This window comes from Paenisporosarcina sp. NPDC076907 (assembly GCF_050269735.1).
GTDB lineage: Bacteria > Bacillota > Bacilli > Bacillales_A > Planococcaceae > Paenisporosarcina.
Window position 1 is genome coordinate 142194 of the sequence record NZ_JBNNIX010000004.1, and the last position, 21166, is coordinate 163359.

The 21166-nt window shown below is 38.0% G+C and carries 22 protein-coding genes; 15 read left to right on the forward strand and 7 right to left on the reverse strand.

Translation table 11 applies throughout. The annotated features are described in order from the left end of the window. Positions 1–44 precede the first annotated feature (44 nt). Positions 45–1442: a SpoVR family protein gene (locus tag ACQKEV_RS13760; protein WP_427446946.1), complete on the forward strand. Its 1398-nt coding sequence runs from the start codon at positions 45–47 to the stop codon at positions 1440–1442. Between the two features lie 229 nt (positions 1443–1671). Here the strand turns inward: ACQKEV_RS13760 and ACQKEV_RS13765 are convergent, their stop codons facing one another. Together ACQKEV_RS13765 and ACQKEV_RS13770 are read right to left on the reverse strand one after the other, a co-directional pair. Continuing rightward, positions 1672–2322, reverse strand: a complete 651-nt coding sequence (locus ACQKEV_RS13765; RefSeq protein ID WP_427446948.1) for a hypothetical protein — start codon at positions 2320–2322, stop codon at positions 1672–1674. 233 nt (positions 2323–2555) lie between these two features. After that, entirely contained in the window at positions 2556–2678 is a 123-nt protein-coding gene (locus tag ACQKEV_RS13770; protein ID WP_427446950.1) for a sporulation histidine kinase inhibitor Sda, read from the reverse strand. A 324-nt stretch (positions 2679–3002) separates the two neighbouring features. On the opposite strand from ACQKEV_RS13770, the gene ACQKEV_RS13775 reads away from it, so the two are divergent. After that, entirely contained in the window at positions 3003–3542 is a 540-nt protein-coding gene (locus ACQKEV_RS13775) for a GNAT family N-acetyltransferase (RefSeq protein WP_427446952.1), read from the forward strand. Positions 3543–3578: 36 nt separating this feature from the next. On the opposite strand, the gene ACQKEV_RS13780 is transcribed toward ACQKEV_RS13775, so the two are convergent. From ACQKEV_RS13780 to ACQKEV_RS13790, 3 genes are all read right to left on the reverse strand, one after another. Beyond that, positions 3579–4031: a GDYXXLXY domain-containing protein gene (locus ACQKEV_RS13780; protein ID WP_427446954.1), complete on the reverse strand. Its 453-nt coding sequence runs from the start codon at positions 4029–4031 to the stop codon at positions 3579–3581. Beyond that, positions 4028–5197 (reverse strand): DUF2157 domain-containing protein, encoded by a 1170-nt coding sequence (locus ACQKEV_RS13785; RefSeq protein WP_427446955.1) that lies wholly within the window; start codon positions 5195–5197, stop codon positions 4028–4030. The genes ACQKEV_RS13780 and ACQKEV_RS13785 overlap by 4 nt, the downstream gene beginning before the upstream one ends. A 379-nt stretch (positions 5198–5576) precedes the next feature. Then, complete coding sequence (locus tag ACQKEV_RS13790; protein ID WP_427446956.1) at positions 5577–5804, reverse strand: hypothetical protein; 228 nt, start codon at positions 5802–5804, stop codon at positions 5577–5579. Between the two features lie 166 nt (positions 5805–5970). Here ACQKEV_RS13790 and ACQKEV_RS13795 point away from each other — a divergent pair, with 166 nt between their 5' ends. Both ACQKEV_RS13795 and ACQKEV_RS13800 read left to right on the forward strand, forming a co-directional pair. Further along, a complete protein-coding gene (locus ACQKEV_RS13795) occupies positions 5971–7131 on the forward strand; it encodes an iron-containing alcohol dehydrogenase (protein WP_427446958.1) in 1161 nt (386 codons plus the stop codon). Positions 7132–7543: 412 nt separating this feature from the next. Then, positions 7544–8269: a gamma-glutamyl-gamma-aminobutyrate hydrolase family protein gene (locus ACQKEV_RS13800; protein WP_427446960.1), complete on the forward strand. Its 726-nt coding sequence runs from the start codon at positions 7544–7546 to the stop codon at positions 8267–8269. A 29-nt stretch (positions 8270–8298) separates the two neighbouring features. On the opposite strand, the gene ACQKEV_RS13805 is transcribed toward ACQKEV_RS13800, so the two are convergent. Continuing rightward, positions 8299–9300: a M23 family metallopeptidase gene (locus tag ACQKEV_RS13805; protein ID WP_427446962.1), complete on the reverse strand. Its 1002-nt coding sequence runs from the start codon at positions 9298–9300 to the stop codon at positions 8299–8301. 259 nt (positions 9301–9559) lie between these two features. Between ACQKEV_RS13805 and ACQKEV_RS13810 the strand changes: the two genes are divergently transcribed. Continuing rightward, positions 9560–10888, forward strand: coding sequence for a D-serine ammonia-lyase (locus ACQKEV_RS13810; RefSeq protein WP_427446963.1), 1329 nt, complete (start codon positions 9560–9562; stop codon positions 10886–10888). A 102-nt stretch (positions 10889–10990) separates the two neighbouring features. On the opposite strand, the gene ACQKEV_RS13815 is transcribed toward ACQKEV_RS13810, so the two are convergent. Then, positions 10991–11893, reverse strand: coding sequence for an aldo/keto reductase (locus ACQKEV_RS13815; protein ID WP_427446965.1), 903 nt, complete (start codon positions 11891–11893; stop codon positions 10991–10993). 363 nt (positions 11894–12256) lie between these two features. Between ACQKEV_RS13815 and ACQKEV_RS13820 the strand changes: the two genes are divergently transcribed. The 10 genes from ACQKEV_RS13820 (at position 12257) to ACQKEV_RS13865 (ending at position 20899) form a co-directional block, all read left to right on the forward strand. Continuing rightward, positions 12257–12985, forward strand: a complete 729-nt coding sequence (locus tag ACQKEV_RS13820) for an amino acid ABC transporter ATP-binding protein (RefSeq protein WP_427446966.1) — start codon at positions 12257–12259, stop codon at positions 12983–12985. A 15-nt stretch (positions 12986–13000) separates the two neighbouring features. Beyond that, a complete protein-coding gene (locus ACQKEV_RS13825; protein ID WP_427446967.1) occupies positions 13001–13804 on the forward strand; it encodes a transporter substrate-binding domain-containing protein in 804 nt (267 codons plus the stop codon). A gap of 89 nt (positions 13805–13893) precedes the next feature. Continuing rightward, a complete protein-coding gene (locus tag ACQKEV_RS13830; protein ID WP_427446968.1) occupies positions 13894–14532 on the forward strand; it encodes an amino acid ABC transporter permease in 639 nt (212 codons plus the stop codon). A gap of 12 nt (positions 14533–14544) precedes the next feature. Further along, the gene (locus ACQKEV_RS13835; RefSeq protein WP_427446969.1) at positions 14545–15207 is read left to right on the forward strand and encodes an amino acid ABC transporter permease; all 663 of its coding nucleotides are present in this window, start codon (positions 14545–14547) and stop codon (positions 15205–15207) included. Positions 15208–15576: 369 nt separating this feature from the next. Then, positions 15577–16977: an amino acid permease gene (locus tag ACQKEV_RS13840; protein WP_427446971.1), complete on the forward strand. Its 1401-nt coding sequence runs from the start codon at positions 15577–15579 to the stop codon at positions 16975–16977. Between the two features lie 166 nt (positions 16978–17143). Beyond that, positions 17144–17359, forward strand: a complete 216-nt coding sequence (locus ACQKEV_RS13845; RefSeq protein ID WP_427446973.1) for a small, acid-soluble spore protein tlp — start codon at positions 17144–17146, stop codon at positions 17357–17359. 123 nt (positions 17360–17482) lie between these two features. Beyond that, positions 17483–17674 (forward strand): hypothetical protein, encoded by a 192-nt coding sequence (locus ACQKEV_RS13850; protein WP_427446975.1) that lies wholly within the window; start codon positions 17483–17485, stop codon positions 17672–17674. Between the two features lie 291 nt (positions 17675–17965). After that, a complete protein-coding gene (locus ACQKEV_RS13855; protein ID WP_427446976.1) occupies positions 17966–19918 on the forward strand; it encodes a GTP-binding protein in 1953 nt (650 codons plus the stop codon). A 21-nt stretch (positions 19919–19939) separates the two neighbouring features. After that, a complete protein-coding gene (locus tag ACQKEV_RS13860; RefSeq protein WP_427446978.1) occupies positions 19940–20587 on the forward strand; it encodes an SAM-dependent methyltransferase in 648 nt (215 codons plus the stop codon). A gap of 27 nt (positions 20588–20614) precedes the next feature. Further along, on the forward strand, positions 20615–20899 hold the full coding sequence (locus tag ACQKEV_RS13865) for a hypothetical protein (protein ID WP_427446979.1): 285 nt from the start codon (positions 20615–20617) through the stop codon (positions 20897–20899). Positions 20900–21166 lie beyond the last annotated feature (267 nt).

The following is a 21166-nucleotide window of genomic DNA, read 5'->3' on the forward strand; positions in this document are numbered from 1 at the left end:
GCCTGGCACTTGTCATTGAATAAACCATCGGAGGGATTCGATAAATGGAAACAGATGCTCTTCATCGAGCAATTGATGAAATTACGGAAATTGCAGCTGGATTTGGCCTGGATACGTATCCGATGCGTTATGAAATATGTCCTGCCGATATTATTTACACGTTTGGTGCATACGGAATGCCCACTCGATTCAGCCACTGGAGCTTTGGGAAACAGTTTCATAAAATGAAGCTACAATACGACTTAGGGTTAAGCCAGATCTACGAGTTGGTCATAAATTCAAATCCTTGTTATGCGTTTCTGCTCAATACAAATAGTCTCATTCAAAACAAATTGATTATTGCCCATGTTCTTGCCCATTGTGACTTCTTTAAAAATAATGTCCGCTTTTCAAATACAAAGCGTGATATGGTCGAAAGCATGACGGCAACAGCCGAACGGATAGCCAATTATGAAATGATTTATGGAAAAGTTGAAGTAGAACGCTTTTTGGATGCTGCGATGGCCATTCAGGAGCATGTGGATCCTTCCATCATCAGACATAAATTACTCGACTACGAAACCGAGGAAGAAAAAGAATTCGTCCGGAAGACACCTTACGATGACTTGTGGAACTTAGATAAAAATGCAGGAAATAATCAAGCAAACATTCAAAAAAGAAAAAAATTCCCGCCTTCACCTGAAAAAGATCTCCTATTATTTATCCAGGAATACAGCCGTGAGTTGGAAGAATGGCAACGGGATATCTTGACCATGATGCGGGAAGAAATGCTGTATTTCTGGCCGCAGATGGAAACTAAAATCATGAATGAGGGATGGGCCAGCTATTGGCATCAGCGAATCTTAAGGGAAATGGATCTGACGTCAGCTGAAACTATCGAATTTGCGAAATTGAATGCAGGTGTAGTCCAGCCTTCTAAAACAAGTATCAATCCATATTATCTTGGATTAAAGATCTTTGAGGATATTGAAAAGCGATACAATCACCCCACAGATAAAATGAAAAAACTCGGCGTCAAAGAAAATTCGGGCAGGGAAAAAATGTTTGAAGTAAGAGAAATTGAATCGGACATTTCGTTCATCCGGAATTATTTGACGAAAGAGTTGGTGAAACAGGAAGATCTGTATTTGTTCGAAAAGAAGAATGGAAACTATCAAATTACTGACAAAGAATATGAACATGTGCGTGACCAACTGATATCGATGAGGGTCAATGGAAGCTTTCCTTATATCGTGGTGGAGGATGGTGATTACTCGAAAAATGGCGAACTGTATTTAAAACATGGCTATGAAGGGACAGAATTGGATCCTCCATATTTAGAGCATGTCCTGCCATACATTTATCAGTTGTGGGGACGATCAGTTTATCTAGAAACATATGTCGAAAACAAACCCATTGTCTATATCTATGATGGTAAAAAAGTTTCACGACGTTTATTATAATGGCTGTTAGAATTCCAGTATCTTTTAAAGATGTTGGAATTTTTTTTGTTCGACGATTACTTGAGCAATAGGAATATCCCTTCGGTTTACGTAGGTTAAATCAAGCGAGTAGACTTTATTTTGGATTCACCATGTTGGGGGAGTATACATTTCAAACAAAAAATTCCGGCCTAATGTAGCATCCGGAATTCTTTACACATATCATTTTCAGTTTAGTACCAAACGAAGGCTAAAGCTGTCTTTGGAAGAACGTTTTGATGCAGTTGTTTACCGTTTTTTTGAAAAAATTCCAAAATGATTTGCGCTTCTTTTTTATTTCGGGTGTTGTTGCTGCCGGCAATACGCTAATTGCTAAATCAAGAGAACTTTGAAAATTCTCGGCGTTAGGATACCCATCAAATGGACGGGATCTTAATAAACGATTATCTACTTCAGTCTTCAGATTTTCAGGAAGTGCATGATACGCTGTTAGATTCAATCCGAACCCTGGATCTTCAATTGCAAACTGCATGTCAACCAATGTTTGGGCGTCGTTTACAGCGTCCAAAAAGATGTTGTTTCCCGAAATGACATAGCCAGTCTGCACTTTGTTAATACTCAATGTAGTACTCGTATTAAGAACATGATCAAATTCACTATTCCTCTGCGTGACATGTTGAGTAATAGTGATGGAATCGCTTTCATCAATGTCGGCAACTAGAATACCGCCCAAAAAGATTTCTTGATCCTCCCCGTCCCCATAGGTAATACCTTTTGTTTCTCCAGGGTTCAAACTGAATGACGATGCTTCATCCAGGATACTTGGATTATCTCCTTCACGTAAAAAGAGAGTAATCTGCAATGTCGCTAAGCTGTTGTTAATAAATGTTTTTTCTAGCATCTTTCTTTTACTCCTTATCTTTAATTGTTTCCAAACCAGATTGTTAGATAAAGGTTGCTCATCCTTCATCTAACACATCATATGTTGATTAATAGATTCTTTTTAGGCTTTCAACCCAAACGCTATAATTGATTTAATAAAATGAGAAAAGGAATCCAAAAGCTAGATAACTAGCTAGTGAATCCCTTTTTAAAAAAGAATATTTACATGTATATGATTACATACAGCGTGTGTCAGATGTGTAGGGAACGTCGGCGAATTTCAGTTTCCAACAAGTTGATAAATTCAGGACATAACTTTAATTCTTTTGCCTTAACGTATGATTCAATTAATAATTCAGAAGACAGTTTACTCATAAATGAATTCACCTCCAATTTGCAAATTTAATAGAGTTGTTAAAAAATTGGTAGAAATCTTTGATGTATTATTAATCTATCAGATAGTTTTGTTCGGAACAAGCGTTCTCTTATCCACAGTTATCGGTGGATTAAATGTGATTAACTTGTTGATAAAGCATGAAAATGTATACTTACCACCCGGGAAAATGTGTATAAAGTTATCCACAACAACGAAAAAGTGAGAAATTTGTCGAAAAGTTTTTTGGAAATATTACCTTGGAAGGAATTTCAAGAAAAGAAACGAATACCTCTATTAGAAGATAGATAGTAATGGAGGAAACAATGTTGATATATAAAGATGGACCCATAACAGTTCGAGAACTAAGGAAAGAGGATAATTACATATTGGCAAAATGGCTTTCGGATCCGAAAGTCCTTCAATATTATGAAGGTAGGGACAATCCCTTTGACCTGGAAAAAGTAAATGAAAAATTTTATAACTGCGATGAAAATGAAATGAAATGTATGGTTGAATTCGATTTAGTGGAAATTGGCTACATTCAGTATTACGAACTGGATGAAGAGACGAGAAATCATTATGGATATATTGATGCTGCATCAAAGATTTACGGAATGGACCAATTTATAGGGGACCCAGCATATTGGAATAGAGGAATAGGAACGGCTCTTGTGAAATCCATGGTAAAGTTCTTAGTTGAGCAAAAACATGCTGATCTCGTCGTGATGGACCCACAGACATGGAATGAGCGAGCCATACGTTGTTATGAAAAATGCGGATTCAAGAAGGTTAGAGTTTTGCAAAAAAACGAACTCCATGAAGGTGAGTTTCGGGATTGTTGGCTAATTGAATATCGGAGGTAAAAAAACGGCAAAAGCATTGAGCTTTTGCCGTTTTTTCTATTTCTGTTCTTGTCTTTTCTCTAAAAATGTTGGACGGATAGCACCCCATGGAGAAACATCAAGCGTCAGTGCCAAATCTTTCGCTTCCTCTAAACCTGGCCCTGTACCTTGTTCCACATAATACTGTTCTAGCTGTGGTGTCGTAATCTGACCTCCATAATTTGTACCTTTCATAGCTCCCCAAAAAGGTTCGCTATCTATACGATCAATCATGGCATAACCATCATCGCCTTCTTTTAAAGAGAAAAAAATATCGCCTTCTGAGGCAGAATCGGTAGGTTTTAAATCAGGATATTTTAGCAGCACATACTCGCCGTAAAACGGATCATACGGGTCGTATGGTTCGGCTCGCAAAACATACTCGTCTCCGAACCATGAAGTGGCGAAGAAACTCAAAGCAATTAAGAAAATCATTAGTGTCTGTATGGCTGGAATTAAAAAGGATTTCATGACGAGACACCTGCTTTCTTTTTGTTAATTCTCCAGGCGATACCGGACAATGCAAAAAGTAAAAGTGCTCCGATTAGGAAAAATAGAGATACATCCATTCTCCCCCAAGCATAAATGAAATATAGGACAAACTGAACGAGAATGAAAAATACAAAGCCGGGTGCAAGTAATCTGTCTTTACGATGCTCAGTCACTAAGTAGGTAAGTGCAACGACTTCGGCTAAAATGGCGAGGCCGATTGCCGATGTGTCATAAAGCAGAATTCCAACCAGTCCAAGTGAAAAAATCCAGGCTATTTTCTTGAAGCGCATATAATAGAACCCGAGAATGACTATTCCAGCAATGGCTAGAGCAATTGATTCAACTACATTCATCTTGATGAATGAAAGTTGGGTTTCACCCAACACGGCTAAATAAACGAGAAGCTGCAGTCCTCCGATGATTATATAGAAAGGACGTACAATCCATTCTTTCTCAGGGAAACAAAGAGCGATAGCGACAACCACAAATAATGTCCAAATAGTCCAAAGAACATTCTCATATTCAACAACTGACCAAAGTGACAAACCAGCGCCAAAAAGTAGAATCCAACTAAGTGAAATCGAGATGCCCGTTTTGCTTAAATAAAACCACGCTAATGAAACAGCAAGGAATGCTCCCCATTCGAACCACCCCAACGTTTCACCAGAAGTAAATAACACTTGAATCCCAAACATAAATGCGACAATCGCGTAAGGAAATTGACGCCAGTACCAATAATGCCCGAGTGCGGCAATGAAGATGGCCCAGGGTAAAAATGAATTAAAAAGGGAAAAATGAAAGGTTTGAACTGTTACAACGATACTTGCTGCAAACATGGCCAGCCCAATCAGTCGGAATAAAATGGGATGCCCGATTTTTTTCGTTTCAGAAAAATGCCCTATAATGTAAAACAGCCACATCACAGACAGGACAAGTGTAATTCTTAAAACATCAGGCATCTCTTGCCAATTGGCTGCAATGAAACTAAACACGGCAAGTGAAAAGAAAATCAGCCCGATAATCAAAAGTAGTGGAAGTTTTAATGGTCTAGGTTGCTTACTCTCAAAAGCAAGAATCTTTTCGATCGTTGATTCGTCGATCAATCCTGCATCTTGCCATTTGTGCAGTTTTTGCTTTAGTTCCACGTCGTCATCTCCTTATCTATTTTTCTTTCATTATAGCCGCTCACTATCAGAATAGACATAGGGTCCTACGGTAAATACACCACACCTTTATTTGTTTAATTTTAATGAGTCAATTTCTTAATTCGAACTAATCGGTCGAATCTTTTTTACACTGCACTGCCATTTGTTATCGCTGTATTTCTATATGTATATGCAGTGATATTGACCCAGCGTCGATATCAGAAACAATGGCCAATCTATAGAACCGTGTTTTGGTTTACAGGAATCATTTTTACGGTTGCTTCCGTAATTAGACCTTGTGAAATATCCCTCCAACAAATCATTAAAACACCTCTATTCCATGACAGAATGCATGGAATAGAGGTGTTTGGTTATGTGTTTAATTTGGATGGATCTCTTCATTTGCTGAAGGGTCCAAAGTTATTTTGCGTGCAGGGTCATTAATGACTTGTTTGTTTAACTCATCAATAATTTGTGCATCAACCAACTTCATATCCTCATGCATATCAAATAGGCTGACTTTATCCGTTTTCACTGCATCAGGACTGTCCATATAAGGACCTTTTGCCAAGTCGCGATCTTCTTCGGTAAACACTTTCTTCTTCATGGATTTTCATCCTTTCAAATCTTTATAAAAGGCAGAGAATACTCTTATCATGTGCTTTAATTGTATGACTATGTATGTACATATAACGTTGAAGCTGGAAAAGTGGTAGAGTATATAAGCGTTCCGATTAAATCAAAGGTAAAACAATTACAATGAGGTGCATTAGATGAATATATTTTTACAACATAATCCGACTAAACTATTTTTCGGAAAAGGACAAATCAGCCAGTTATCTGGTGAAGTCGGTCAGCAGAAAGTGCTGGTTGTTTACGGTGGCGGAAGCATCAAACAAAACGGTATTTATGAAGATGTTATGAAAGAACTTGAAAAAGCGGGAGCAACCATATTTGAACTACCAGGTGTCGAACAAAATCCACGTTTGACTACCGTTCATAAAGGCGTTGAAATATGTAAAACTGAGAGAATTGATTTTCTTTTAGCAGTAGGTGGCGGAAGTGTAATTGATTGTACAAAAGCAATTGCAATTGGCGCTAAGTATGACGGAGACGTTTGGGATTTAATCACTCGTAAAGCTCCGATTGACTCGGCTCTGCCACTTGGTACGGTATTGACATTAGCAGCAACTGGTTCTGAAATGAATCCAATATCGGTTATTTCAAACTGGGAGACAAAAGATAAGCTCGGTTGGGGATCACCACTGGTATTCCCGAGATTTTCGATTTTGGACCCGACATATACGTTTTCGGTGTCCCGCAAACAAACTGTTTATGCCATTGTTGACAGTATGTCTCATGCTCTTGAACATTATTTCCATCGCACGAAAAATACGCCGATGATTGATGGATTTATCGAATCATTGTTACGTACAGCCATACAGACTGGTCCTAAACTGCTCGAAGATTTATCTTCTTATGATCATCGGGAAACAATGATGTATATCAGCACAACCGCATTTAATGAAACATTATCGAATGGAACAGATGGTGGTGACTGGGCGACTCATCGAATTGAACATGCTATATCAGCTGTGTACGATATTCCCCACGGTGGAGGACTTGCCATCTTGTTCCCTAATTGGTTAGAACATGTTCTTGAAGAAGATCCTTCTCGTGTGAAAATGCTAGCAATGAATGTTTTCGGAATTTCTGACGAAGGAAAAACAGACGTGGAAGTCGCGAAAGAAGGAGCGAAAGCCCTTCGCGCATTCTGGGATTCTCTCGATGCTCCGAATCGCTTGAACGACTATGATATCGACGAACGTGACATTGACTCCATTATTGATAAAACCTTTATTAAACCAGGTGTTGGCGTATACAAAGAGTTGGACAGGGAAAGTGTCCGCGATATTTTAATACGATCAATGTAAACAGCAAAAACCCTAATCATATGATTGGGGTTTTTGCTATTTTAGCTTAGTTATCAATTGAGGCTGTTTATCGCGTATTTGCGGGAACTTCGAACCAATTACACTTTTCCAATAAAACCTGCGAATACTCCAACTAAATCTTAATTTTGTCCAATGAAACTTGCAATTACTCCAACTAAATCTTCAATTCGTCCAACTAAAAGCGACTCCTGTCTTAACTTCTTCCAGTGCTAATCTAAAGAGTGCTTGCAAGATCTTCCCCGAAAATGGGTAACGATTCCATGTCTTTTTTTATGAAACAAGCCGAATTGTTTTCATAACACGTCTTTAAAGCCTTCTTTGTGCATATGAAAAACTATAGTCCGTTTAAAAAGCATGGACTAAATTTCGAATGAAAATAAGGTGACAGATCATGAAACCGATTATTGGAATTAGTTCGTCTGTGGAATACGATGGGGACGAATACTCTGTATCCATGGCCAATGCCCATGCCCTAATACAAGCCGGGGGAATGCCGATAATGCTGCCACATTTAGAGAAAATGTCAGATATAGATGAGATGGCGCAATTTTTAGATGGTCTTTATCTTACGGGAGGTTATGATATTGACCCAACACTTTTTGGAGAAGAGCCGCATCCGCAGCTAGGCGTAATAGATCCTGCTAGAGACAAGTTTGAATTAGCCCTTATTCGAAAATTTTTAACATTAAACAAGCCGATTCTTGGTGTCTGCCGAGGGTCCCAGACGATAAATATCGCGATTGGTGGAGATATGTATCAAGATATTGGTGCACAAATAAAGGAAGATTATTTGCAACACCAGCAACGAGCACCTAAGTCACATGGATCTCATTTTGTAGATGTAACAGTTGGGTCTTTGTTGCACCAAGTCACGGGTGTAAAACGTTTGAAGGTCAATAGTCGCCATCATCAAGCAAATCGTAATGTGCCATTTCCATTAAGAGTCAGCGGAAGTGCAAGTGACGGGGTAATTGAAGCTATTGAAAGTGAAGTCCATTCTTTCGTGCTAGGTGTCCAGTGGCATCCTGAAAATATGTTTTTTGGTGGAGATGAATCTTCGAGGAAAATTTTTAGTGCATTTATAGAAGCATGTAATAAAAATCAACACCCCCAATAAAAGAGTTCTTTACTGAGGGAGTCACATGTTTATTTTTTACGTTTGGCTTCCCTTGCTTCTCGTTCCCATATTTTTAAGTGAGGATACGGATCAAAGGCCCACTCGGTCCGCCCATTATATTTATACATCCCATAATGTAGATGTGGTGGGAATCGACCGGAAGTTCCTTGTTTCCCATATCCTGAACTGCCTACATAGCCAATGACTGTTCCAAGCTCCACGATATCGCCTTTTTGTATTCCTTCATTGAAATAAGCTAAATGAGCATAATAGTGATAGGTATTTTGAATATCACGAATACCTACGCGCCAGCCGCCAAATTCATTCCAACCAAGTTCTTCGATAATGCCGTATGAGGTTGATTTTACTGGAACTCCATGACCGGCAAATAAATCGGTGCCCTCATGAATGCGCCGACCACCCCATCCCCGATTTGCTCCCCAGGTCCCTTTATAACTGTAATTGTGGGAAAGTGGAATAGGGAAAACATGTTCACCTAAATCGAGTGTATTGAAGTGTTTATATAGAGTGGCAATCGTCATTATTTGATTGACGGTTTTTTCACTTTTGTAGTATTCCCAAATGGCTAACTTAAAGTCGTCTTCGGTTTGTCCGTAACTGGCTAAATAGGAAGACATCGTAAGCAGTACATCCACATTATCTTCTGGATTTGCCATGCCGTCTGCATTTCCATCAAGTCCATGTCCTCCAAAAAAAGCAATTGATTCGTAAGATGTGTCTTCCTTATCAGGATTGAGGGGGCCAACCCAATAATCGTCTGAGAATTGTATGGCAATCGCGCCTTCTTTTTTCGGAATATCTTTGCGAACTTGTTGTATGTTGCGTTCAAACTGATCCACGGCGGCTAGATAATACCAGGGCACAAAAGTGTTTTCAAATTGTAAATAATAAGACATCCGCTCATCCAAAACATCCACTTTCTTCTGTGGCTGTTCTTTAGCATCAACGACAGAGAAGAAGAGAAAGCACAATGTAAGCGCATATAGTGTAAAAACAAAAGTTTGTCGCACCAAATAAACCTCCTTAGTGAATCATTCCTTAGAATATCCCATTCCGAATAAATCATAAGTAGAAAAAACGACCATTTAAATGGAATGCTTGTAGAGAGAACCTCAGGTGAAAATGGAAAGACAATCATTTTTTGCACATACTATTTATCATTAGTGGAGATAATCGTCATATGACATGTATGATGGGAATAATTGAGATAAGTTTCGAAACAGTTTTATTTTATGGTTACGGCAACCTCTAAAAGAAAGGGTGAAGAGCATGATTTTTGAACAATCGGAGTTAGATAAATGGATTCAAAATTATCCACTTTTGGACAACATTATTCAATTGGAACCAGTAGTTTGGTTAAATCCCAATTTGCGAAAAATGAACGAAATCTCTTCCTTGCCAGTTACGAAAGCAGACATGGAGGATGCAGCTGAACTATGGGAAAGGTTTGCTCCATATTTGGCAAAAGTTTTTCCTGAAACGAAGCAGACAAATGGCATCATCGAGTCTCCTTTAAGAAAAATCACAAAAATGAAAAATGAACTGAATGCGAAATACGCTTCCAAAATAAACGGGGAACTATTTTTAAAATGTGACAACGAACTTCCGATTGCAGGTTCCATAAAGGCACGTGGCGGAGTATACGAAGTACTTTACTATGCTGAAAAGTTGGCATTGGAAGCGGGAATGGTCAACAAAGATGACGATTACACGGTGTTTGCCAGTGATGAATTCAAAAAGTTTTTTAGCCAATACTCAATTGGTGTTGGATCTACAGGAAATCTAGGATTAAGTATAGGTATTATTGGCGCAAAATTAGGTTTTCATGTTTCCGTATATATGTCTTCTGACGCCAAACAATGGAAGAAAGATTTATTGCGTGCAAATGGGGCAACAGTCCATGAATTTAAAGGAGATTTTGGTGAGGCAATCTTTGCAGGAAGACAGCAAACAAAAGATAATTCGAATGGCTATTTTGTTGATGATGAAGATTCCAAGCACTTATTTCTCGGCTATAGTGTTGCTGCCATCCGTTTGGAAAAACAACTTCAAGAACAAAACGTGCTGGTAGATGCAGAACATCCTCTATTTGTGTATTTACCATGCGGTGTTGGAGGTTCACCAGGCGGAATAGCGTTCGGTCTTAAACAAATATTTGGTGATGATGTACATTGTTTCTTTGTAGAACCTACACATTCTCCCGCCGTATTAGTGGGGCTGTTGACAGGCGAAAAAGAAAAAGTGTGTGTACAAAATTTCGGTATCGACAACTTGACGGAAGGAGATGGCTTGGCTGTAGGAAGACCCTCATGCTTCGCATCTTCTATCAGTGAAAAACTTGTCAGCGGTATATATACAATGGAAGACGATGAGCTATTTAAATTATTAACCTTGTTAGCTGATAGTGAAGGGATTCACTTAGAACCATCAGCCACTTCTGGCTTAATTGGACCAGGACAAATACTAGCTTCAGATTATGTGAAAGAAAAAAATTTAGATACTTCTCAAGCCACACATATTGTTTGGGCGACGGGGGGAGCACTGGTACCGAAAGATGACATGAAAAAGTTCTATGTAAAAGGGCAAAGCTTGCTATAAGATCTCCAAAATACAAACACAAAGATACCCCGAGCAGTTCTATCACTACTCGGGGTATCTTGCTCTAGTATATTGCGATAGTTGATAGATTATGAATAGAATCTAGGCAATTTCTCTTCCCATCGCGACCTGTAAAATATCAAACCACTGATCTCTTGTTAAAGTTAAATCGAGAGCTCTTATAGCTGACTCAATCCGTGGCATTTTGCCTGAGCCTACTATTGGCATAATATGTGCTGGGTGGCTAAGTAACCATGCATAAAGAACTTCGTCAATGCCCTGAGCATCAACTTCAATTGCGATTTCTTCAAGCTTACTCCGCAACTTTATCGTCTTCTCATCTTGAGACTTGAAGATTTCCCCTCCAGCTAAAGGTGACCAAGCCATAGGTGCTAAACGTTCTTCCTGGCATAAATCAAGCGTTCCATCCTCAAAATTCTCCAGTTGGTATGCGGATAGTTCAATTTGATTGGTGACAAGCGGGAAATCTAGGTAGGATTGAAGCATTTTATACTGTGAGCGTTTAAAGTTAGAAACCCCGAAATGACGGACTTTGCCTTCATTTTTCAGTTGAGTAAAGGCTTCAGCCACTTCTGCTGGGTTCATATATGGATCGGGACGATGGATAAGCAGGACGTCGATATAATCGGTTTGAAAGTTAGTCAATGATTGATTGACCGAAGCCAAAATATGTTCCTTACTTGTATCGTAAGATTTGACTCGATGATCTGGACGATTGTCGGAAACGAGTTTAATGCCACAATTCGTGACAAGTTCCATTTGATTTCGAAGTTCCGGCTTTAAAGCAAGGGCATCCCCAAACATTTTTTCACATGTATAATTCCCATAAATATCGGCATGATCAAACGTTGTTATACCAGCTTTTAAACACTCCTCTATAAGCTCTAAAACTTCTTCGTTTGTCATATTCCATTCGGAAAGACGCCATAATCCATGAATGATTCTTGAAAATGATAAATCTTCTGTTAGCTCTACACGTTGCATAATCATGCTCCCTTTAATTAAGTAATATTATATAAATCGTGAAGCTTATAAAAACAATAATATGATCCCTAGTATAAATGGATTTGATTCTTAACGAAAGTATATCGATTTTCAAATAAAATTAATATTCTAAATAATTTTTTATTATTAATATTGGTTTAATAAATCAATTTTGAGGTATATGAATATTTAGTTAATATACATAATGTTTAGGAATTGAGGACTTAAAGACAAAAACCAGGAAAAATAACATAGTATTTGACTATTGCATTAGGTAGTGAATATAATTTTATTAATTCTGAAAATTTTCGTTAGAATGAATAGAGTATATATACATAAGAGTTAAAATTCAGGAGGTAAAGAATGATTGCATTTAAAGACGTAAATAAGTACTTTGGAGATTTTCACGTTTTGAAAGATATCAATCTCACAATCAATAAGGGCGAAGTAGTTGTCATCATTGGACCTTCGGGTTCAGGGAAAAGTACATTGCTGCGCTGTATGAATCGGTTAGAAACAATTTCTGAAGGGACCCTTACTGTAAATGAGGTATCAGTAGGAGATAAAAAAACGGATATCAATAAACTAAGACGCAATATCGGTATGGTATTTCAGCATTTTTATCTATATCCACACAAAACAGTGCTTGAAAACATCATGCTAGCACCAATGAAAGTTTTAGGGCAATCGGCAAAAGAAGCTAAGGAAACGGCTATGTACTATTTGGATAAAGTAGGTATATCTGAAAAGGCAGATGCTTTCCCTTCCCAGCTATCTGGTGGCCAGCAACAACGTGTGGCAATTGCTCGTGGTCTGGTTATGAAACCCGAAATCATGCTTTTTGATGAGCCGACTTCGGCACTTGATCCTGAGATGATTGGTGAGGTTCTGGATGTTATGAAAACCCTTGCAAAAGAGGGAATGACGATGGCTGTAGTTACTCATGAAATGGGGTTCGCAAAAGAGGTTGCGGACCGAATTGTATTTATGGATGAAGGAAGAATTTTAGAAGAAGCAGTTCCGGCTGAATTCTACGAGAATCCCCGTGAAGAACGGGCTCGTCTGTTCCTCGGTCGTATTTTAAATCATTAATAGGGGGTAAATGGAATGTTTCAAACAAAAAAACTATTAAAAATGGCTTTTGTATCTACAATGGTCGCTATTGTTCTTGCTGGTTGCGGCGGGGACGATAAGGCAAGTGAGGACAAAGATGTACTTGCCAAAATCAAAGAAGACAAAAAAATTGTGTTTGGTGTAAAATACGATACTCGTCTTTTTGGATTGAAAAATCCTTCAACGGGTGAAGTTGAAGGTTTTGATATCGATCTTTCCAAAGCACTAGCAGAAGAAATGTTCGGTCCGGATGTTAAACCTGAGTACAAAGAAGTTACTTCTAAAACGCGAGTAGGGCTCTTAAATAATGGTAAAATCGATGCGGTTGTCGCTACGATGACAATTAATGAAGAGCGTAAAAAAGAAGTTGATTTTACGGATGTTTATTTTGATGCAGGACAATCATTGCTTGTAGAAAAGGGAAGTAAAATTAAGGGCATTGAAGACTTAACAAAAGGAACTAAAGTGCTTGCTGTTAAAGGCTCTACATCTGCAATAAATATTCGTGAGAAAGCTCCCGAAACGACAGTTCTTGAGTTTGAAAACTATGCTGAAGCTTTTACAGCATTAAAATCTGGTAAGGGTGATGCCCTGACTACTGATGATGCTATCCTTTATGGTATGGCTGAAGAAGATCCATCATTTGAACTTGTCGGTGGAACTTTCACGGAAGAGCCTTATGGAATTGCTGTTAAAAAAGGAAATAAAGAACTTGTCGATGAGTTAAACAAAGCATTACAAAGCTTAAAGGACTCAGGAAAATATGATGAAATCAAAGATAAATGGATTAAGAAATAATTATTTATATTAGGTTTCTTGTCAGGATGGGCAGTATTCCGTAAGTAGAATTACGGACTGCTCATCCTGATTAATTAGGAGGAGATCGTTTGCTGGATTTCTCGATACTGACAGATAATATGGATTTATTTTTGGAAGGATTTAAAATTACCGTTATTGCTAGTTTAATAGCATTAGTATGTAGTTTTATTCTAGGAACTCTTATTGCAGTTATGCGAATTGCACCATTTAAACCGCTAAACTGGATTGGAACGGCATATGTGGAATTTGTCCGTAACATCCCTGTTCTGGTCATTGTGTTTTTCACTTACTTGGCTGGTAGTTATGGTGGAATGACGGCAGGGATTATAGGACTGACTGTTTACACAGCGGCTTTTATTGCTGAAGCAATTCGTGCAGGGATTATGTCAGTTCCAAAGGGTCAAATGGAAGCTGCAAGATCATCAGGATTGACTTATGGACAAGCAATGAGGACTGTCATCCTGCCACAGGCAATAAAAATTGTTATCCCGCCGCTTGGCAATCAATTCATCAATTTGGTTAAAAATTCATCACTATTAGCCGTCGTAGCGGGTGGGGATTTGATGTATCAAGGGGATTTAATATCTGCAAAGACATTCTCCACTTTTGATACTTATATTTTCGTAGCATTGTTTTATTTGATTTTGACTATACCTTTAAGTTTTGGCGTAGGATTTTTGGAAAAACGCCTGGCTAGAAGTAATTAAGGAGGTGCATAGATGGATTTCCTGGCACCGTTCACTGAAGTATTAACTCCAGAAAATATAAAATTTTTACTCGAAGGCTTTTGGGTCACACTTAAGGTAGCTGCCATTTCAATTGTGCTTAGCTTTATTATTGGTGGTCTGATGGGGACAATCAGATATGCGAAGATTCCTGTTCTTTCACAAGTAGTTGCATTGGTTGTGGAGACAATTCGTAACCTTCCTTTACTGTTGATTATTTTCTTTACCTATTTCGCGTTGCCTGAAATCGGAATTGATATGGAAATAATGACAGCTGCCATTGTAGCGTTAACGATTTTTGAATCCGCGATGCTATCGGAAATCATCCGAAGTGGATTGAATTCCATTGAAAAAGGACAGATTGAAGCAGGACGATCGTCTGGCTTGAATTACATACAGACATTACGTTATATCATCATGCCTCAAGCTCTAAGAAGAATGGTTCCACCGATTGTCAGTCAATTTATTTCCCTTCTTAAGGATACATCTTTGGCTGTCGTCATCGCGTTGCCGGAACTATTGCATAACGCTCAAATTTTATACGCACAGAACGGATCGGGTGTCACACCTATTTTCGTCACTATTGCCTTGATGTACTTTATCATTAACTTTGCTTTATCCTTAGTTGCACGCAGACTGGAATTAAAGCAAGCTTAAAAAATTCCGGCTCTACAGTTGAGCCGGGATTTTTTTATAAATTCCGTTATCGAGTTTTAATGTTTTCCTTATGTAAGTTTGAAAATGCTGAATGTAAAGGGAAAAATTACATGTACAAATGACTGATAAATTTGAATTTTTGTATATACATACTGATTTTTCTTATGTTATGATTGCGAAAATGAAAAGAGTGAATCGTTTGAATTTTACAAAGATTTTACAAAAACTGTAAAAGTTGATTTAAGGAATGAAACACTCTAAGCTTCAAACAATTTCAGTTTAGGAGATTGTTGTAAGTATTTTGCGAAATTTGTCGAATCAACAAGGAAAAAGTTTAACGCACCTTTGACACTGGAAAGGAATGAGATTATGGCTAACAAGTTATTTAGAAAGAAAAGCATTCAGGATTTATTGCACGCTTCTTCACAAGGTAATACATTACAAAAAGAACTAGGAACATTTGATTTAACGATGCTAGGCATTGGTGCCATTATCGGAACAGGAATTTTTGTTTTAACTGGAGCTGGAGCATTAACCGCTGGACCTGGTCTAACATTGTCTTTCGTTATTGCAGGACTTGCATGCTTATTTGCAGCATTGTCGTATGCTGAATTTGCCTCGACAGTACCAGTTTCCGGCTCAGTTTATACATTCACTTATACGACATTAGGTGAATTCATTGCATTTATTATTGGGTGGGATTTAATACTTGAATATTTACTGGCGGTTAGTGCCGTTTCTGTAGGCTGGTCAGGCTATTTCCAATCACTCTTAAGCGGATTTGGTATTAATTTACCGACTGTTCTTTCAGCAGCTCCTGGAGCGCTTGAAGGGACTAAAACATTTTTTAATCTTCCAGCATTTATAATTGTAATGCTAATTACATTTTTACTTTCAATCGGAATCAAGCAATCAAAACGAATCAATAATATCATGGTAGTCATTAAAGTTGCAGTTGTACTAATATTTATTGCTGCTGCGTTTTCTTATGTTAAGCCTGAAAATTGGCAACCATTTTTGCCGTTTGGTTTTGATGGCGTATTTTCTGCAGCTGCTCTTGTGTTTTTTGCTTTTATTGGATTTGATGCAATTGCTTCAGCTGCAGAAGAAACTAAAAATCCAAATCGTGATTTACCACGAGGCATTCTTTTATCATTAATTATTTGTACAGTTCTTTACGTGATTGTTACCGCCATCATGACTGGTGTTGTGCCGTTCCAACAATTCGAAGGAAATATTGATCACCCAATTTCTTTAGTGTTGCAATATTCAGGTCAAGATTGGATTGCTGGAATTATTGATATAGGTGCAATTTTGGGAATGACAACGGTTATGTTGGTCATGTTATACGGCCAGACACGTATCATGTTTGCGATGTCGAGAGATGGTTTAATGCCAGCGTTCTTTTCAAATATACATGAAAAATACCGTACACCTTATAAAGCAACTTGGTTCTTTGGATTCGTTGCTGCACTATTCGGGGCATTAATACCTTTAGATGAACTTGCAAAATTAGTCAACATCGGAACGTTATCAGCGTTCGTTCTAATCTCAGTCGCTGTTATAGTGTTACGAGTAAAACAACCGGATTTACCACGCGCTTTCCGTTGTCCTGCTGTTCCGGTAATCCCAGGGTTAGCTATTCTGTTCTGTGGGTTTTTAATTCTCCAATTAGGACAAGAAACAATGATTCGTTTCGTTATTTGGTTGCTAATTGGTGTCGTCATCTACTTTGTTTACTCACAAAAAAATTCCAAGTTGAATAAGTAGGAATATTTGTAAAGTGATGTAGAAAATCAATTAAATATAAATACCCATAAACACCGCATGTTAATTTGCGGTGTTTTTTTATCATTTCTAATTGAATTAAAGGATAATATTCAGTAATGTGGGAACGCTAACTCTTGACTAATATTCAATTGAAGGAGGATTTGTGATGCCTAGACCACTGCCAAATGATTCAGCTGATAACAAAGAAAGACTTAACAAAACGATTGACAATATGGAAGCAGCAGAAGAAGCAATGGCGTTTGCTGAAGGGAAAGAACTTGCCGCCATCAAGGAAAAAAACGAACGTCGTGAAGAAGCCATAGATGGTTTAAGAAAAGAAATTATTGAAGAAGGTAAATCTCGAATCAATGGCTACATTTAATCATACGAAATAGCGATCGCTAAAGGTGGATTGGAAACCACTTGAAAAATACTTAACTTAAATTTAGAGTAAAATCTCCGTTTTGAGAAAACATAAAAGAAATCGAAACGGAGGTGTCATTTTATGACGAATAATCAAAACAAGCCCGGTGCATTTACACAATCGGGAACCGATATTGAAGAGGTCAAAAGGAATAACGCAAATTCAGGTTTAACATTCAATCAAGTGAAACAATTGATTGCAAAAACTGTGGGAAGCGAACAAGCTGAATTCGGCAGTGAGCAAGTCTTTCCAGAACAACAGAAGAAGAAGTAAAGTGGGCTGTTTCCATTTTGTGCAACCTGGAAGGCTAAACTGTCAACCTGGAATTCGAAAGTGTCTACCTGGAATTCCATTCTGTCTACCTAGATGACCAAACTGTCTACCTGGAATTCTATTCCTTGGACAATCTTCAAATGAAATATCATGGCTGTTTTCATTTTGTGCAACTTGGAAGGCTAAACTGTCAACCTGGAATTCAAATCTTATGTGAAGCAGATGCCTTTTAGGTATCTGCTTTTATCTTTTATAAATTGTAAGATAGAATTGACGTAAGAGGTGGCTGTGATGAATAAAACAATAGGTGTGTTTGCACATGTCGATGCAGGGAAGACAACATTGTCCGAGCAAATTCTATATCATACGAAAAGTATTAAGCAAAGAGGGCGTGTGGATCATAAAGACGCTTTCCTCGATAGCCATGATATTGAGAGACAAAGAGGAATTACTGTATTCGCAGATCAAGCTATATTTACATATAAAGATTCAACGTATTATTTGATTGATAATCCAGGACACGTGGATTTTTCTCCTGAGATGGAACGTTCTGTTCAAGTAATGGATTATGCCATTGTTATTTTAAGTGCCGTCGAAGGTATTGAAGGACATACGGCAACAATCTGGCAGTTGCTTCAAAAACATGATGTTCCTACATTTTTCTTTATTAATAAGACGGATCGTACAGGGGCAGATGTGAAAAACGTGGTGCAAGAAATTCAGGAAGACTTTTCAACGGACGTCATTGATATCACTCAATCTTTTTATGAAGGAGAAATGACAGAAACCCTAATAGAATTTATAGCGGAACGCAATGAAGATCTTTTAGAACTCTATATGGATAATGGCTATGATAAAGAATTATGGCTAAACGCAATGAAGGCCTTGATTAAGGAAAATAAAGTTTTTCCGTGTGCCAGTGGGTCAGCCTTGCAGGATATCGGTGTAGTTGAATTTCTGGATAAATTTCATCAATTGACCAAGACGCAATATTCAAGTGATGAAGCATTCTCTGGGAGAGTGTATAAAGTTAGGCATGATGAAAAAGGTACAAGAATCACTTTCATAAAATTATTAAGCGGAACTTTGAGCGTTAGAGATGAAATAACATATGGTCCGATAGAGCAAGCATTAACGGAAAAAATCACACAAATACGGGTCTACAATGGGAATAAATTCAAAACGGTAGAACATGTCAAGGCCGGTGAACTTTTTGCAGTTTCAGGATTGACAAATGCAGTTTCAGGAGATGGATTAGGAACTTTATACGGGAAAGCTGAATATGAAATGGTACCGACATTAAAATCCAAAATTGTCATTCCTCCGTCTGTTCATATAAAAGATGCATTGAAGTGTTTTCAACTACTGGATGTGGAAGATCCATCGTTGAATGTGATTTGGGAGGAACGTCTCCAGGAAATTCATATTCATGTGATGGGTGCAATTCAATTGGAAATTTTGAAACAGCTGGTCGCAGAAAGATTTCATTTTGAAGTTGAATTTGAAGAACCGCAAATACTTTATAAAGAAACCATTGACTCGACTACCATAGGGTACGGGCATTTTGAGCCATTGAAACATTATGCCGAAGTGCATTTGAAAATGGTACCTGCTGAGAGAAACAGTGGTATCACATTTGATAATGTCTGTCATGCGAATCACTTGTCGGTGGGCAATCAAAACTTGGTCAAGCATCATTTATTGGAGAAGGCGCATAACGGTTTGTTAACCGGTTCACCGTTGACAGATATTAAGGTAACATTACTAACAGGACGAGCCGACAATATGCATACGTCTGGCGGAGATTTCCGGGAAGCCACATACAGGGCATTGAGGCAGGGAATGGAAAAAGCATCAAATCTTTTGCTGGAGCCCTTTTATGACTTTAGGATAAAAGTTGACTTGGATCAAATGGGAAAAGTACTTTCTGATATTCAAATGGCGCATGGGAGCTTTGATTCACCTAAAACTGAAGGACAGAAAGTGATTTTGACTGGAAAGGTCCCAGTGGCAACCTTTATGAACTACGCAGCGGAACTTGCTTCTTTTACACAAGGAAAAGGTGTACTTAATTTGTTGTTCGGTGGATATGGGCGATGTCATAACGAAGAAGAAGTCATTCAGAGAATTGCTTACAATAAAGATGCAGACCCTGAATATAGTTCATCCTCGATTTTCTGCGTAAAAGGAAAAGGCTACACAGTTTCTTGGGAGCAGGCAGAAGAACAAATGCATTGTTTATAATGCAGGAATAGAGGGTTTTTCATGAGTGAGAAGGAAATGGATAGAACGCTTCGTATTAAAACGGCAGGAACACTCGAAGTGCTGAATCAGTCCGTGCATTATAATCGATATGAAGCAACACCCTATAGTGCTTTAGATGAACTGTTCAACCATTATGAATTAACAAAGGGCAATCGAATAGTGGATGTTGGGTGTGGCAAAGGTCGACTGTCTTTTTATATTCATCATCATTTTCAAATACCAACTCTAGGGATTGAAATGAGTGGCAAACTTTATCAAGATGCACTAGAAAATTTGCAGAGCTACGATATAAATGGGAAGAAAACGAAGGGACTAATTACATTCGAACGATGTCTTGCTGAGGACTACAAAATCGATTCCAGAGATGATGTATTCTATTTCTTCAATCCTTTTTCTGAACAAATTTTCATGAAGTTTGTTGGAAATATTCTTGATTCGGTGGATAAGCATAAAAGATCAATCGACCTAATTCTTTACTATCCATCCTCATCGTATCTTTTGTTTCTCGAAACAAGGACAACCTTCAAATTTCTAAAAGAAGTCAGAGTACCAGAGCTATATGATCAAAATGAAAATGAACGATTCATGATTTTTCATCTACCTTTGATGAATCCCAAAATAGAACGTGAAGAGCAAAAGACAAACTAAACTAAAAAATGAAATGAGGATGAGCTTATGACGAAGGTGAATGAACTGGATGGAGCAAAAGTAATTAAACAAACGAAAAATGATGGAACACAAAAATTAAGTACGATGTATTTTGAAGAAAAAGATGGCAAGACAATTGAAGTACAAATAACGGCGTTAGCCATTACAAAGTACGAAGAAGAACGTGGGTATTATTTGTTCATGTGTGATAGCGACTGGACAGTTCAGGACGATCATCATCTGCAATCACTTGAAGAGGCAATCGTTTGGGCAGAAAAGAATTTTGATGTGACTGAAAAAGAATGGATTTAGACGTAATTACTCCAAATAGGTATGGGCATTTATAGATAAAGCCTTATAAAGATTGTCAAACTTGTGGAATGCCACTTTCGAAGGATGCTGTAGGTGGCGGTACAGAAAAGAATTTGCCTTAAAAAGTTGGTTCCAGTAATGGACCAACTTTTTATTGTGGAATTTCAAAAAGCGAAAGAATAGTAATCTTTTTAGTCAAGATTTCCAGTTTTGCATAAGTAAAAGCAACCATTATTGATGCTTGTCTAATCATGAATTGTATCTTCT

Bases quoted from the DNA above. Each gene is read 5' to 3' on its own strand.
- ACQKEV_RS13845 (WP_427446973.1), top strand. From the start codon at position 17,144: ATGCCTAGACCACTGCCAAATGATTCAGCTGATAACAAAGAAAGACTT.
- ACQKEV_RS13760 (WP_427446946.1), top strand. From the start codon at position 45: ATGGAAACAGATGCTCTTCATCGAGCAATTGATGAAATTACGGAAATT.
- ACQKEV_RS13770 (WP_427446950.1), bottom strand. From the start codon at position 2,678: ATGAGTAAACTGTCTTCTGAATTATTAATTGAATCATACGTTAAGGCA.
- ACQKEV_RS13825 (WP_427446967.1), top strand. From the start codon at position 13,001: ATGTTTCAAACAAAAAAACTATTAAAAATGGCTTTTGTATCTACAATG.
- ACQKEV_RS13800 (WP_427446960.1), top strand. From the start codon at position 7,544: ATGAAACCGATTATTGGAATTAGTTCGTCTGTGGAATACGATGGGGAC.
- ACQKEV_RS13860 (WP_427446978.1), top strand. From the start codon at position 19,940: ATGAGTGAGAAGGAAATGGATAGAACGCTTCGTATTAAAACGGCAGGA.
- ACQKEV_RS13810 (WP_427446963.1), top strand. From the start codon at position 9,560: ATGATTTTTGAACAATCGGAGTTAGATAAATGGATTCAAAATTATCCA.
- ACQKEV_RS13855 (WP_427446976.1), top strand. From the start codon at position 17,966: ATGAATAAAACAATAGGTGTGTTTGCACATGTCGATGCAGGGAAGACA.
- ACQKEV_RS13775 (WP_427446952.1), top strand. From the start codon at position 3,003: ATGTTGATATATAAAGATGGACCCATAACAGTTCGAGAACTAAGGAAA.
- ACQKEV_RS13765 (WP_427446948.1), bottom strand. From the start codon at position 2,322: ATGCTAGAAAAAACATTTATTAACAACAGCTTAGCGACATTGCAGATT.
- ACQKEV_RS13850 (WP_427446975.1), top strand. From the start codon at position 17,483: ATGACGAATAATCAAAACAAGCCCGGTGCATTTACACAATCGGGAACC.
- ACQKEV_RS13820 (WP_427446966.1), top strand. From the start codon at position 12,257: ATGATTGCATTTAAAGACGTAAATAAGTACTTTGGAGATTTTCACGTT.
- ACQKEV_RS13840 (WP_427446971.1), top strand. From the start codon at position 15,577: ATGGCTAACAAGTTATTTAGAAAGAAAAGCATTCAGGATTTATTGCAC.
- ACQKEV_RS13790 (WP_427446956.1), bottom strand. From the start codon at position 5,804: ATGAAGAAGAAAGTGTTTACCGAAGAAGATCGCGACTTGGCAAAAGGT.
- ACQKEV_RS13780 (WP_427446954.1), bottom strand. From the start codon at position 4,031: ATGAAATCCTTTTTAATTCCAGCCATACAGACACTAATGATTTTCTTA.
- ACQKEV_RS13865 (WP_427446979.1), top strand. From the start codon at position 20,615: ATGACGAAGGTGAATGAACTGGATGGAGCAAAAGTAATTAAACAAACG.
- ACQKEV_RS13815 (WP_427446965.1), bottom strand. From the start codon at position 11,893: ATGCAACGTGTAGAGCTAACAGAAGATTTATCATTTTCAAGAATCATT.
- ACQKEV_RS13795 (WP_427446958.1), top strand. From the start codon at position 5,971: ATGAATATATTTTTACAACATAATCCGACTAAACTATTTTTCGGAAAA.
- ACQKEV_RS13835 (WP_427446969.1), top strand. From the start codon at position 14,545: ATGGATTTCCTGGCACCGTTCACTGAAGTATTAACTCCAGAAAATATA.